Here is a 13,725-nt window from a genome sequence, read left to right as displayed (position 1 = left end):
TTTCGCATGAGCGTTGTCTGGCTTGACGGAAGCATTGTCGATCAAAATGAAGCCCGTGTGCTGGTCGCGGATCGAGGCTTCACGCTTGCCGACGGCATTTTCGAGACGATTAAGGCTGTCGGCTCTACTCCGTTTTGGCTGGCTGAACATCTCGAGAGGCTGAAAGCTGGAGCGGTCGAGATTGGCCTGACGATCCCCTTCCGTGACGACCGCATCTCCGACGCGGCGGATCGATTACTGGCGGGCGCAAGCGAAGATACCCGAAGCGCAATTCGGCTAACTGTCACGAGAGGCCCCACTGGAAGAGGACTCTGGCCGAAGGAAGCTGCGTCACAGGCGACCTGCGTATTAACGGTCGCATCCAGCCCCGCTCCGCTTCCTCAGGACTTTGTCGTCTGCCGATCTACGCGACGAAACGAGCACTCTCCTCTCTCGAGGATCAAGTCATTGGGCTATGGAGACAATATTTTGGCCCGGAGGGAGGCCATCGATCGCGGTGCTGATGACGCCATCATGCTCAATACGCAAGGACATGTGGCGTGTGCAACCGTCGGCAACGTCTTCTTCAGGATCGAAGGAGCTTGGGTGACACCACAAAGAGCAGACGGAATATTGCCCGGACTGGCACGCAGACGCTTCATCGCAGAACTCGGAGCGGTCGAGCGATCCATCTCCAGCGACATGATCCGGAAATCGGATGCAGGCTTCGTTTGCAATAGTCTGGGGTTTACACAGATCAAGAGTATTGATGGGCGTGCTTTACCCGGAGATTTGAGCGCAATCCCGGTCCAGGCTGTCTATTCGCCGTAGCGAATGGGGCTTGCAGCTGCGGCGGTTCGCCGCGGCGAGAGTTGGCAAGGAGCAAGAGAGTGACCCCCCGTGCACATTTGTTCTTCGTCAATTCACCCGGATTGTTGCTGCAATCGGGGTGGCGGCGCGGACTGGCTGCCCTTCTGGTTGCGGTCAGCGTCACCCTGACACCGGCGGCCGCGCAGAAGATCGATATCGAGGCCGCACAGAAGCGTTTCACGGAGCTGTATGCAGCCGGCAAATATTCCGAAGCCTTGACGCAAGCGCAGTCAACCGAGGCGGCGGCCAGGCGCGCCGGCACCAACAACATCACTTACATTCTGGCCCTCAACGATCTCGCTCGCGCCCATCAGGAGTTGGGGCACTACGCCGAAGCAGTCGTCATGTTCAAGCAGGTGGTTGATGCTTTGCAAAAGAATGTCCCGCCGGCCGATCCGCGCACAGGGCAGGCGCTCGCCAACCTTGCCACGGTTTATCTGCTGCAGGGCAACGGCGTTGAGGCCGAGAAGCTATACAAGCAGGCTCTCGATATCGCGACAAGATCGCTCGGACCGAATGACGCCGCTGTGGTGCGGTTGGTCGGCAATCTCGGAGATGTCTACACGAGCCAGGCGCGCTACGCGGAGGCGGAGGCGCAGTACCAGCGGGCGCTCGGCATGGCCGAGAAGACTAACGGGCCCAACAGCCTCCAGGTCGCGCTGATCCTCAATAATCTCACCAAGGTCTATGAGGACCAGAGCCGTTTCGCCGAGGTCGAGAAAGCCACCAAGCGGGCGCTCGCAATTCGCGAGCAGGCGCTTGGTCCAAACCACCCCGATGTGGCCGCAAGTCTCAACAACCTGGCGCACGTCTATGAGCGGGTGGGCCGCTATGCCGAGGCCGACAGCCTGTTTCAACGCGCCATCGAGATTTGGGAGAAGGCGCTGGGCCCAAACCACCCTCGCCTCGCCACCTCGCTACTCAACTTGGCGAGCGTGTACGCGGACGAAGGCCGGTACGACGAAGCCGAGGCACTTTACCAGCGCGCTCTCGGCATTCGGGAGGCGGCGTTCGGCCCAGACAGTATCAGCGTGGCCACCATTCTCAACAATCTTGCTGCGATTTATGAATCCGAGGAGCGCTACAGCCACGTCGAAACATACGCCCAGCGGGCGCTCGCCATTGTCGAGAAGTCGCTCGGCGCGGAAAACCCCGACACCGCAAAAGTGCTCCGCAAGCTCGGCGTCGCCTACGACGGAGAGCATCGCTACGCCGAGGCGGAAACACAGTTCAATCGGGCGCTCGCCATCTTCACGAAGGCATTCGGGCCGAGTCACCGTTTCGTTGCCACGGTTCTGATCAGCCAAGGCCACCTGTTCGAGCATCAGGGCCGCTATGCGGAGGCTGAACAGGCATACAAGCGCGCGCTCGCGATCAACGAGAAGGCGCGCGGCGTGAACCACCCGGAAGTTGCGAGAGGACTCAACGATCTCGCCTTGTTGAGCATTTCGCGAGGCAATCCCACCGATGCGATCGCCTATTCTCGCAAGGCAACCGCGGCCATCCTCGCGCACGCCGACGGCGATGTATCGGCGGGGAAATTGGCAGGCGACGGCTCAGACGGCTTGATCGAGCAGCGCAGCGACATTTTTGTAACGCATGTCGCCGGCCTCGCGGCTGCTGCACGCGCGGGAGACGGTTCCGCCGGGGCATTCGGCCAAGAGGCGTTCGAAGTGGCTCAGTGGGCCATTCAGTCGTCGGCCGGCGGTGCCCTCCAGCAACTTGGGCCAAGATTTGCTGCGGGTAACGATGCGCTTGCCGCGCTCGTGCGCACGAACCAGGATCTGTCCGCCTATTTGCGTGATCGCAACAAGGCACTGGTCGTGGTTCTGTCGAACCCGGACGGGCAGTCGAACACGGCGCAGGCTGACCAAATACGCAAGACCATCGCCGACACCGAAAGCAAGCTGGCCGCCAACTCGGCACAGTTGCAGCAGCAATTTCCTGAATTCGCCAAGCTCGCCACGCCAAAACCCTTGCAGGTCGAGGACGCACAGAAATTGCTCGGGTCCGAGGAGGCGCTCGTTTTCTTTCTGACTGGCGATAAGGAGAGCTACGTTTTTGCCCTGACGGCCACCGACTTCGACTGGCATGCGATCCCCATCGGCACGAGCGATCTCGCCGACGAGGTCGAGAAGTTTCGCAAGGGACTGGACGTCGATAAGCTTCAACCATTCGATCTCAACCTCGCATACCAATTGTTCGGGCAGCTGCTTGGTCCGGTCGACGGGCTGATCAAGACCAAGCGCCAGCTGCTTGTCGCAGCGTCGGGACCGCTGACGGCCCTTCCGTTTCACCTGCTGGTGACACAGAAGCCGACCCAATTCTCGGTACAGCTCAATGGCAAAACGCCCGAGCAGGATGCCCCCGCCTATCGCGACGCTGCGTGGTTGATCAAGCGTCAAGCGGTCACCGTCCTCCCCTCGGTCGCGAGCTTGCGGACACTGCGGTCGTTTGCGCGCAGAGACCTGGACCTGAAGCCGATGGTTGGATTTGGCGACCCGGTGTTCAGCCCCGACCGCACGCCGGGGGACGCCAGAGGCACCGCTCACGCGAGGGGCATCGCCAGGTCCTACACCGAATATTGGCGTGGCGCCGGCCTCGATCGCTCGGCGCTGGCCTCCGCACCAAGTCTTCCCGACACCGCAGATGAACTCAGGGCGGTTGCATCTGACCTTGGCGCTGCTGCCTCCGATATCCATCTCGGTCGCGACGCGAGCGTAACGACCGTAAAGCACACGACGCTCGAGAATTATCGCATCGTCTATTTCGCGACGCATGGTCTCGTCGCCGGCGATATCAAGGGCCTTGCCGAGCCGGCGCTGCTCCTCACCCTGCCGGCCCAACCGACCCCGGACGATAATGGCTTGCTGACGGCAAGCGAGGCCGCGCAACTCAAGCTCAACGCCGACTGGGTCGTGCTATCGGCCTGCAACACGGCGGCAGGCGAGAAGCCGGGCGCCCAGGCTCTCTCCGGCCTCGCCCGCGCCTTCTTCTATGCGGGAGCGCGAGCTCTTCTGGTGTCACACTGGCCGGTTGCCTCCGAAGCGGCAACGCGGTTGAGCACGTCGACATTTGATACGCTCAAAGCAGACCCGACGCTGGGGCGCGCTGAAGCCTTGCGGCGCGCCATGCTTGCCTATCTCGCCGATAAGTCGTCGCCGACAAATGCTCATCCGGCGATCTGGGGTCCCTTCTCGCTGGTCGGAGAAGGCGCCAAACGATAGACCGCGGGAGGGATCAGAAGTCGAAGCCCAAGCCCACGCGAACCGTGTGGAAGGACTCGCGCACGTCAATCGTCGCACTGCTGGACGGTGCGCTACAGCCTGTTGGCGCGGCGCAAACGGTGTTCACCCCGACGGTCTTGGTATAGCTGCCATAGTCCGTGTAGCGGTATTCCACCCTCGCCTTCCATCCACCCCAAATAACGGTCTCGACGCCAGCACCGACCGTTCCACCGACCCTGGTATCCGTCCAGTCCGCCCTGGACGTTGCCGTGCTTCCGGCAGCAACGAGAGGCGTCGTGGTGAAGAGTATGCCCTGGTACGAAAACGAGCCGCTGATTTCCCCGATCGCGATGCCGGCGGTCCCGTAGACAAGCGTCGAAGGAGTCACGAGCCATCCGTAACGAAGCCGAAACGAGCTGTCCCAGGTTTGCTTGATCGCGCCGTACTTGGTGTCAGAGCGATAGTTGGCGCAGGTCGTGTCGAAACAGACGAACGGCATCGAGACCAACGCCGTGTTTTCGGCCTTCTTCCACGACCAATCGCCTTCAACGCCGACTACGCTATTCCCGAACTGCCAGCGGTATCCGAGGAACGGCCCGATCGTGTAGCTCACGGGATGACCGCCGAACGCGAAGTTCGATTCGAAGCAGCTCACGTTATAGGGAAAGGCGGCAGGGCAAACATAAGCGCCCGGCTCGACGAAGTTGTTGTTCACCGAGCTGACACCATTGGATCCGCCGACCTGGCCGCCGGACCAGTTATTATTCGCAGTCTGCTGCGTTTGCTGCGGCTCAGCCCTTCGCTTCACCGGCAGGTCGGCCGCAAAAGCTGGTGCCACCGCCCCAATCCCGAATACGAAAATCAGTCCCGAAAGAAATCGCTTATTCATGATGTCGCCCCAACCGAGAGGTCATCGAAATGTTGGAGCGATCCTAAGCCCGAACCGCGGGAACTGATATGAAGGAGAGCCGGCACCGGTTCTCAAAGACCCCTTTTTCAAAGGAGTGTTTCCGCGGGGACACACCCAAAAGGCTACTTCAAGACGGAGTGCTCAGCTGCAGGAGAGCGCCGCACGCAATTTGGGCAAGTGTGACGCGGCCGACCGACGGGAACCGAACGATATCGAGCATCACACTTCGTCACTGTAACGCTCTCAAAAGTAGCGCGGCACTTTCGAATCCCGCATCGCAATTTGACACGGTGGTGAAACATCATCGCTGGAGAACTCACGCAGCCTTGGCGCCCGCGCGCATGTCGATGGTTCGATGATCTCTGGCCATATCGACATGGGCAGCGCGTGACATGGCCCACCTATCGTTTGATGGGCTTGCTCGCGAGACTGCTTAGCATTGAAGGATCACAACGCGAGCCCGCCGATCTTTATTCCGGGCTATGCGTGGTGCGCTCGGAGGGACTCGAACCCCCACGGTGTTACCCACTGCCACCTCAAGGCAGCGCGTCTACCAGTTCCGCCACGAGCGCTAGAAAATCCGGCCTCAGCCTTGTGGCCGGCCGGATCAACGGCCGCCGATCTAACAAATCCATCAGGGGGATACAAGCCTGCAAAGGCCCCGAATTCCACAAGCTTGGCAGGAAAATTCAGTCCCTGCCCGGATCGGCCCTATCGGGCACCCGGGGCCCCAGCGGGTCCGAAGCCCCTACCGGCTGCCTGCCGAACGCGGCAGCATCTGCTTGACCTCGACTGCGATCCGGTTGCGATCGACCAGCACGACGCCGGAAGCGACCGGCAGATTGTTGGCGAGAACCTTGACCTCGTCGGCCTCGGTTGCGTCGAGCTCAATGATGGCGCCGCGGGAAAGACGTAATACCTGATGGATTGGCATGGTGGTCGTCCCGAGGACGACCATGAGATCCACGGTGACTTTATCGAGAGTGGGCACTTCAGCACCGCCGCAACTTGGGACTCTGCATTTGCGCCTGCAATCATCACCACGTTATGGTTAGCCAATGGTTAATTCGCCTCAAAACCCCCGCCAAGACCTCGATTTGACGTCATTTTCCGCCTCCATTGGCTCTCCCGTGGAGTGGCGGATTTCGGACGCGCCTGTGCCCTATCCGGATGCCGTGGCCGCGATGGAGGCGCGCGTTGCCGCGATTGCGGCAGGCCAAAGCCCGGAGCTGGTCTGGCTGCTGGAGCACCCGCCGCTGTACACCTCCGGTACCTCCGGAAAGGCCTCCGACCTGCTCGACCCGCGATTCCCGACGTTTGCGACCGGCCGCGGCGGCCAGCTCACCTATCACGGCCCCGGCCAGCGCGTGGCCTACATCATGCTCGATCTCAAGCGCCGCCGGCCGGATGTACGTGCCTATGTCGCGAGCCTGGAGGAGCTGATCCTGAAGACGCTCGCCGCCTTCAACGTTTGTGGCGAGCGGCGCGAGGACCGGGTCGGTGTCTGGGTGAAGCGGCCCGACAAGGGTCCTGAGCACGAGGACAAGATCGCGGCGATCGGCGTCCGCCTGAAGCGCTGGGTCTCGTTCCACGGCATCGCCATCAACGTCGAGCCGGAGCTCTCGCATTTCGCTGGCATCGTGCCCTGCGGCGTCGCCGATCCCCGTTATGGCGTCACCTCGCTGGTCGACCTCGGCCAGCTCGTGACCGTGGCCGATGTCGACGTCGCGCTCCGGCAGGCCTTCGAAGAGCTATTCGGCCCGACGAAGGCGCTGCTGCGGGAGGCGGTAGCCTAAGCCGCGCGCTCGGATGCGACATCGCGCTTGCGGGCGATGTAGCGCCACTCCTGGGTCAGGCCGCCGAAACCATAGGCGTCGCCCCTGACCTCGTCGACATGCAGATAGGTTTCGGGGTGCAGCGGGCCGATAATCTCGGCCATGCGCTGGAACATCGCGGCGAGATAGGCCGCCTTTTCGTCCTTGGTGTTGGTGCCTTCGGTGACATGGATGTCGATCCAGTAGCTCGCGAGCCTCTGGTCGGCGAGCGATTTGCCGCCGGCGAACCAGTCGCTCGCATCGACCGACTTCACGATGATGGCAGTGACCTTGGGATCCTTGTGCAGGATCTTTGCGGTGAGCTCGGACACGGCACTCGCGATATCGGCCTTCAGCAAGGGCGACTGGCGGGACGAGGCGTAGGATACGGTGATCAGGGGCATTGTCGTTCTCCTCGAATGCCGCGCGGGACTTGCGAGGCGTTGGTGAGAAACTAGACCTCCGCTCGTCATTTTGGTATCTTATCTCTCCTGATACCAGTGATAAACAATCATAATGGCAGCCACGCTCGACATCGCCACTGTCCAGGCCTTCCTGCTGGTCGCCGACCTCCAGAGCTTTACGCGTGCGGCCGAAGCGCTCGGCACGACGCAAGCCGCCGTCAGTCTCAAGCTTCAGCGGCTGGAGGCGCTGCTCGGCAAACGGCTCGTCGAGCGCTCGCCGCGCGCGGTGCAGCTCACCGCGGACGGCGCGGATTTCCTAGATCGCGCCCGCACGCTGATGCAGGCGCATGACCGCGCGCTGTCGGGCGAGGCACCGGCGGCCCAATCGCTCTCGCTCGGCATCTCCGACCACGCAGCAGGCCCCGAGCTGGTGTCGCTGCTCGAACGCCTGCACGCGATCTCGCCAAAGCTCACCCTCGCCGTCACCATCGGCTTCTCGCGCGAGATGCAGGACGCCTATGATGCGGGCCGGCTCGATGCCGTGATCGTGCGCCAGGAAGGCAGCCGCCGCGGTGGCGAGAAGCTGGCCGAGGATGAGTTCGGCTGGTTCGCGTCACGACGCTTCACCCTGCCGAAGGGAGAAGCGCTGCCGCTTGCAACACTCGCCCCACCCTGCGGCGTCCGCGCCGTCGCGGTGCGCGCGCTCGACAAGGCGGGCATTGCCTGGCGCGAGCGTTTTGTCGGTGGCGGAGTCACGGCCGTGGTTGCGGCCGCTCTCGCCGGGCTTGCGATCGCGCCGCTGGCGCGGCGGATCGCGCCTCCCGGGTTGGTCGACATCGGGCCGGCGCACAAGCTACCAAAGCTCGGCAGCTCGAAGGTGATGCTGCATTCGAAGGTCAGCGATCCCGCCAAGCTCGCAGCCCTCCGCGCGGTGGCAGCGACATTTCGGAGCGTTGCGGCGAACTAGGACACCGCCTCACAAGATCGCCTCGAACGCGCTGCGCAGCGTTTCGTGGCGGAACACAAAGCCGCGACTCAGCGCCTTGTTCGGCAGCACGCGCTGACCGCCGAGCAGAAGCTCGTCGGCAAAGCCGCCGCCGATCCGGCGCAAGAGGCCACCGGGAATGCGGAACACCGCGGGCCGATGCAGGCGGCGGCCGAGCTCCTCGGTGAACTTTGCATTGGTGACCGGGATCGGCGCGGTGGCATTGACGGGACCCACGAGATCGGGCGTCGCGATCACATAGGCGATCAGCCGGATCAGATCGTCGCGCTCGATCCAGGACATCCACTGCCGCCCGGTGCCGAGCGGACCGCCGAGGCCGAACTCGAACGGCGTCAGCATACGCGTAATGAAGCCGCCTTCGGTGCCAAGCACGAGGCCGATGCGCAAATAGACCACGCGCACGCCAAGCTCCTCGGCCGGCCGCGCCGCCTTCTCCCAGGCCGCGCAGAGCTCGTGGCTGAAGCAGGCGTGCGACTTGGCCGACTCCGTCAGCACCTGGTCGGCCCACAAGCCGTACCAGCCGATCGCGGAGCCGCTGACAAGCAATTCGGGCTTGCGCTCGAGCCGCGCGATCAGCTTCACGACCTCGCCGGTCATGTCGATGCGCGAGCCGATGATCTTCGCGCGCTTCGCCTCGGTCCAGAGGCCATTACCGATCGGCTCGCCGGCGAGGTTGACGATGGCGTCGATGCGCGTGTCCGCGGCAAGCTGCTCGAGGCTGGTGATCAGCGTGACCGGCGGCGGCAGCATCTCGGCCTTCGCGGGACTACGGATCAGCGCGATGACGTGATGCCCCGCCCCGCTGAGGCTTGCCGCAAGCCGGCTGCCGATGAAGCCGGTGGCACCCGTGATCAGCACGGTCTTGCGGCTGGCGAGCTTCTCGACAAGTCCGGGCGCAGGCATGCTTTTCATACGGCCGAGCCGGCGCATCGCCGCAAAATCCCTGACGCCGCAGAGCGCCGCGCCGGCTGCGCAAGCTGCTGCCGCGATGCTGAGCAAGCCCTGATAGGCAACGCTCACGCCGAAGGGCTGCAAGGCCCAATCGATCAGCACCGGCAGCAACAGCACCAGGATGGCACCGTAATTGATCGCAAGCAGCGTATGGTTGATCCGCTCGCTCGCCGGCAGTTTTCGGCTCAGATCCTCCTCGACGAAATCCATCAGCGTGATGACGATCTCGGCGACCAGCACGACGACGATCAGGAGCGCCAGCACACCATGCACCTCGAGCCAGCCGAGCACGAGGAACAGCAGCGCGTAGAACATGTTGCGGATGCCGTGCAGCTTCAGCTCGAAACGCTGCGAGACCCGCCAGGCCAGTCGCTCGGTGAATTCGTGGTGATAGAAGGTGTCGAACACGCCCATCACGATCTGGATGGCGATGAGTGTCCACAACAGCGGCGTCATGACACGGCCTCCCTGAAGGTGGCGGACTGGTGGATCAGCGCGCCGTAACGCGGATGAACGACATCCAGTGTGAAGCGGAAGGCGCCCTCGCCGAGATCGCGGTGCGTCACCGTGAGGTCGCCCGGCGTCAGCCATTGCGGCAGCGGGATCCAGAAACTGCCGAGCTGGAGGCCGTACCCGGCGCTGCGAAAGGTCAGCGTCTCGCCCTCGACCGCGATGCGCAGCGCCATCGAGACGCCGAAGCCGACATATTCCTCGAGGCCGGTAGGACCTGCGAAGCGCTTTGCGGAATGAATGACCTGCGGAAAACCGTGCTTGCGTGCGCAGATGCGGGTCCAGGTCTGGCCGCCGCTCGCGCCGTCCTCGGTGACGGTGACGATCATGGGGACCCCGGTGTCGCGGCCAATCGGCAACGGGCCGCCGATCAGGCGCGCGGCTTGCGCGAACCACCAGCCGATATTGCTGAAGAAGACCTCGTGGACGATTCCGACATAGACGACGCTGTCGCCGTCGGCGACTCGCTTGGAAAAACGGCGCCAGGTCGCGAGCGGCAGCCGGCCCCAATCCTCGTCCGACAGCAGTGCGCGGAAGCGGCGGTCGTCGAGCAGCTTGGTGTGAGCGGGAAGAGATGCGTTGGAGCCTGATAATCTTTCCGACGTCATCGCACCCTCCTCAAACTATTTGGCCTTGCCGAGCGGCAGCAGGTTGGCGATCTTCTCGCCAAGCCGCATCAGGGCGACCAGCCGCGGCCGCGGCACCTTCAGCATCTGCATGAACCAGTGGTCGGCGAGCTCGGTGAAGGAGAGCATCTCCTTCAGCCGCTTGCTTGCGACCGGACTGATGGCTGGATCGTCAGCGGCATCGGACACACAGGCCCGGAGCGCCGCAATCGCCGGATCGAGTTCCCGTTCCTTGCGCCGCGCCGCGATGCGCGCCGCGACTTCCCAGATGTCGGTCTCGGCCTCGTAATGGTCGCGGCGATCGCCGAGGATCGGCACCCGCCGGATCAGGTTCCAGGCGAGCAGCTCCTTGATCGAGTTGGAGACGTTGGACCGGGCCATGCCGAGCGTGTCGGCGATGTCCTCCGCGGTCATCGGCGCCTCCGCGAGATAGAGCAGCCCGTGGATCTGGCTGACCGAGCGGTTGACGCCCCACCCGTCGCCCATGTCGCCCCAATGCAGGATGAAGCGCTCGACGGCGGCGGGAAGTCTTTTCTTTCCTGTTATTTCTGTCATAACAGAAATATCCGATAGATCGGATTGGCTGTCAAGTGTTCCCGACGGCTTGCCTCGTGCATACCGCCCGGCGTATTTGCCTAAAAACATCCCAGAGAACGGGAACCAAACGCCCTTTTGAACGTTTGCACCCGTCGAGGTGGGGTTTCAGGAATGGTTAAAAAATTCAGTCAGCAGAGAGACTTGCTCGAGAGCGAACGAAGTTTCCGGCTGTTGGTTGAAGGTGTCGCCGACTACGCCCTCTACATGCTCGACCCCACTGGGATCATCACCAGCTGGAACATCGGCGGCGAGCGCATCAAGGGATACTCGTCCGAGGAGATCGTCGGGCAGCATTTTTCGCGCTTCTACACCGAGACCGACCGCGCCAATGGCAAGCCGGCCCGGGCGCTCGGCATCGCCCGGGACAAGGGACGCTACGAGGAGGAAGGCTGGCGCGTCCGCAAGGACGGCAGCTTCTTCTGGGCAAGCGTGGTGATCGACCCGATCTACGAGGACGACCAGCTCATCGGCTTCGCCAAGATCACGCGCGACATCACCGAGCGGCGCGATGCGCAGATCAAGCTCGAGGCGATGCAGAAGCAGCTCGCCGAATCCCAGAAATTCGATGCCCTCGGCCAGCTCACTGGCGGCGTGGCGCACGACTTCAACAACCTGCTGATGATCATCAGCGGCAGCCTTCACATCCTGAAGAAGAGCGGCACCGAGGACGCGAAGCTCGACCGCGCGATCTCGGCGATCGAGACAGCGACCAGACGCGGTGCCGCGCTGACCAGCCAGCTCCTGACCTTCGCGCGGCGGCAAAGCGTCAATCCGCAGGCGATCGATTTCGCCGAGCGTATCGCGTCGATCCGAGAGGTGCTTGATGCCGGCATCGGCAGCTCCGTCCACCTCGCCTTCGACGTCGCGCGCGATCTCTGGCCGATCCGGACCGACGCCTCCGAGCTCGAGACCGCGCTGCTCAATCTGGTCATCAATGCCCGCGATGCGATGCCCGACGGCGGCACGGTGACGATCAGTGCCCGCAACGTCGTCATGGACGAGACATTGCTCGCCGGCGAGTTCGTCGCAATCGATGTCGCCGACACGGGGCTTGGCATCCCCTCCGACGTCGTCGACAAGATTTTTGAGCCCTTCTTCACGACGAAGCCGATCGGCAAGGGCACCGGCCTCGGCCTGTCCCAGGTGCATGGTTTTGCGCATCAGGCCGGTGGCACCGTGAAGGTCGCAAGCGAGCTCGGCAAGGGTACTGCTTTCACCATCCTGTTGCCGCGCGGAACGGATGCGCCGGTGCGGGATACAACCGAGGCGATGGCGTTCCGCGGCAGCGGCACGGTGCTGCTCGTCGAGGACAATCCGGACGTCGCCGTCGTCAGCATCGGCCTGCTCGAGCAGCTCGGCTACCGGGTCCACCGCGTGCCCGATGCCGAGGCGGCGCTGCGCGAGCTCGAGCACAACGGCGTCGACTTCGTCTTCACGGATATCGTGATGCCCGGCAAGATGGACGGGCTCTCCCTCGCCCATCATTTGCGCCAGATCCGCCCCGGCCTGCCGATCCTGCTCGCCACCGGCTACAGCGAGGCCGCCGCCGACGTGCGCGGCGATTTCCCGATCCTGCGCAAGCCGTACGAGATTCACGAGCTGAGCGAGGCGATCGCCAAGCTGCCACGATAAGGCTGTCTAAACCGTCGGCAACACTGAAAACGCTTCCCCTGCCCGGCGCAGATTCAGTTCGTCCACGCGCGATGTCTCGCTGGTGACACTGTCGACCTTTGCCGACGGCGGGCCGTGGCGGCACAGCGCGACCATGTCGGCGACGTGCTTCGGCGCTCCCGCAAACAGCGCCTCGACGCTGCCGTCGCGCCGGTTGCGGACCCAGCCTTCGAGGCCGCTCGCGGTGGCCTGATATTCGACCCAGGCCCGGTAGCCGACGCCCTGAACGCGCCCGCGGATCATCACCTGGAGGATCGCCCGGCTCATTTTTTCAACCCGAGGACGTCGGCGCTGCGTGCCCTCACCTCGACCTCGCGCATGACACGGTTGGTCAATTCAGCCGATGCGAGGCCCTTGAGCGCCTTCGGCGACGTGCCCTCGCGCAACGCCTTCAGCGTGTCGTAGACGGCCTGCGTCGCAGCCGCGATCGGCGCGTGGCCCTGGAGAGCGATGCGCACGCGCTGGGTGGCGAGATAATCCGGCGCATTCAATTCCTCCGGCGCGCCGCCGAGCACGATCGGCAGATGCGTCGCCGCCGCGATCGCCTCGAGCTCGGCGCGCGACTTGATTCCGGTGAAGAACAGCGCATCGACGCCGGTCGCCTCATAGGCCTGCGCGCGGCGGATAGTGTCTTCAAGCGAGGCGATCGAAGCTGCTCCCGTGCGGCCCATGATGACCAGCGTGGGATCGCTGCGACCACTCAGCGCCGCCTTCATCTTGCCGACGCCCTCCTCCAGCGAAATCAGCTGGGTCTTCGCTTCGCCAAAGGCCGCCGGCAACAGCGTGTCCTCGATGGTGAGCCCCGCGGCGCCCGTCGTCTCCAGCTCCTGCACCGTGCGACGCACGTTGAGCGCATTGCCATAGCCGTGATCGGCATCGACCAGCACCGGTAGCGCTGAAGCGCGCGACATCCGCCGCATCTGCTCGCAGAGCTCGGTGATCGTGATCAGCGTGATATCGGGATCGCCGAGCACGGCCAGCGAAGCGACCGAGCCGCCGAACATGCCGATCGGAAAGCCGAGGTCCTCGGCAATCCGGATCGAGATAGCGTCGTAGACCGAGCCAGGATGGATGCAGGCCGAGCCCGACAGAATGGAGCGCAGTTTCTCGCGGCGGGAACGGAACGCCATGGTGCCCTCTCAACAATTGCGACGCAGCCG

General features: G+C 63.5%; 13 protein-coding genes and 1 tRNA gene. 5 read left to right on the top strand and 9 right to left on the bottom strand.

Going from position 1 to position 13,725, the window contains the following annotated elements; translation table 11 throughout:
- The first annotated feature begins 6 nt into the window (after positions 1–6).
- Entirely contained in the window at positions 7–810 is an 804-nt protein-coding gene (locus tag IC761_RS15120; RefSeq protein ID WP_195803996.1) for an aminotransferase class IV, read from the top strand.
- Positions 811–869: 59 nt separating this feature from the next.
- A complete protein-coding gene (locus tag IC761_RS15115) occupies positions 870–4,076 on the top strand; it encodes a CHAT domain-containing tetratricopeptide repeat protein (protein ID WP_195803995.1) in 3,207 nt (1,068 codons plus the stop codon).
- A 13-nt stretch (positions 4,077–4,089) separates the two neighbouring features.
- Here the strand turns inward: IC761_RS15115 and IC761_RS15110 are convergent, their stop codons facing one another.
- The 3 genes from IC761_RS15110 to IC761_RS15100 all read right to left on the bottom strand — a co-directional run bounded on the left by IC761_RS15110 (position 4,090) and on the right by IC761_RS15100 (position 5,977).
- Positions 4,090–4,965, bottom strand: coding sequence for an outer membrane protein (locus IC761_RS15110; RefSeq protein ID WP_195803994.1), 876 nt, complete (start codon positions 4,963–4,965; stop codon positions 4,090–4,092).
- 508 nt (positions 4,966–5,473) lie between these two features.
- Positions 5,474–5,558 (bottom strand) — tRNA-Leu (locus tag IC761_RS15105).
- 176 nt (positions 5,559–5,734) lie between these two features.
- Entirely contained in the window at positions 5,735–5,977 is a 243-nt protein-coding gene (locus IC761_RS15100; RefSeq protein WP_195803993.1) for a FliM/FliN family flagellar motor switch protein, read from the bottom strand.
- A 67-nt stretch (positions 5,978–6,044) separates the two neighbouring features.
- Here IC761_RS15100 and lipB point away from each other — a divergent pair, with 67 nt between their 5' ends.
- Entirely contained in the window at positions 6,045–6,782 is a 738-nt protein-coding gene (lipB, locus tag IC761_RS15095) for a lipoyl(octanoyl) transferase LipB (protein ID WP_195803992.1), read from the top strand.
- On the opposite strand, the gene IC761_RS15090 is transcribed toward lipB, so the two are convergent.
- Positions 6,779–7,204: a tautomerase family protein gene (locus IC761_RS15090; protein WP_195803991.1), complete on the bottom strand. Its 426-nt coding sequence runs from the start codon at positions 7,202–7,204 to the stop codon at positions 6,779–6,781. The two genes, lipB and IC761_RS15090, sit on opposite strands and share 4 nt — an antisense overlap.
- Positions 7,205–7,316: 112 nt before the next feature.
- Between IC761_RS15090 and IC761_RS15085 the strand changes: the two genes are divergently transcribed.
- Complete coding sequence (locus tag IC761_RS15085; protein WP_195803990.1) at positions 7,317–8,171, top strand: LysR family transcriptional regulator; 855 nt, start codon at positions 7,317–7,319, stop codon at positions 8,169–8,171.
- 9 nt (positions 8,172–8,180) lie between these two features.
- Here IC761_RS15085 and IC761_RS15080 read toward each other — a convergent pair whose 3' ends face one another.
- From IC761_RS15080 to IC761_RS15070, 3 genes are read right to left on the bottom strand one after another with little or no spacing between them, the layout of a single operon-like run.
- Entirely contained in the window at positions 8,181–9,617 is a 1,437-nt protein-coding gene (locus tag IC761_RS15080; RefSeq protein WP_195803989.1) for a TIGR01777 family oxidoreductase, read from the bottom strand.
- On the bottom strand, positions 9,614–10,279 hold the full coding sequence (locus IC761_RS15075) for a DUF4166 domain-containing protein (protein WP_195803988.1): 666 nt from the start codon (positions 10,277–10,279) through the stop codon (positions 9,614–9,616). Before IC761_RS15075 ends, IC761_RS15080 begins: the two co-directional genes overlap by 4 nt.
- 15 nt (positions 10,280–10,294) lie before the next feature.
- Positions 10,295–10,852, bottom strand: a complete 558-nt coding sequence (locus tag IC761_RS15070) for a GbsR/MarR family transcriptional regulator (RefSeq protein ID WP_195803987.1) — start codon at positions 10,850–10,852, stop codon at positions 10,295–10,297.
- A gap of 153 nt (positions 10,853–11,005) precedes the next feature.
- Between IC761_RS15070 and IC761_RS15065 the strand changes: the two genes are divergently transcribed.
- Positions 11,006–12,526 carry a PAS domain-containing hybrid sensor histidine kinase/response regulator family protein gene (locus tag IC761_RS15065; protein ID WP_195803986.1) on the top strand — a complete coding sequence of 507 codons (1,521 nt, stop codon included), beginning with the start codon at positions 11,006–11,008 and terminating at the stop codon, positions 12,524–12,526.
- Positions 12,527–12,532: 6 nt separating this feature from the next.
- On the opposite strand, the gene IC761_RS15060 is transcribed toward IC761_RS15065, so the two are convergent.
- Positions 12,533–12,832, bottom strand: coding sequence for an acylphosphatase (locus IC761_RS15060; protein WP_195803985.1), 300 nt, complete (start codon positions 12,830–12,832; stop codon positions 12,533–12,535).
- Positions 12,829–13,695 carry an isocitrate lyase/PEP mutase family protein gene (locus IC761_RS15055; RefSeq protein WP_195803984.1) on the bottom strand — a complete coding sequence of 289 codons (867 nt, stop codon included), beginning with the start codon at positions 13,693–13,695 and terminating at the stop codon, positions 12,829–12,831. Before IC761_RS15055 ends, IC761_RS15060 begins: the two co-directional genes overlap by 4 nt.
- Between the last annotated feature and the right edge of the window lie 30 nt (positions 13,696–13,725).

It is taken from the genome of Bradyrhizobium commune (assembly GCF_015624505.1).
Taxonomy (GTDB): domain Bacteria; phylum Pseudomonadota; class Alphaproteobacteria; order Rhizobiales; family Xanthobacteraceae; genus Bradyrhizobium; species Bradyrhizobium commune.
The sequence above is the reverse complement of the archived record's forward strand: the minus strand, read 5'-3'. Positions and strand labels throughout refer to the sequence as shown.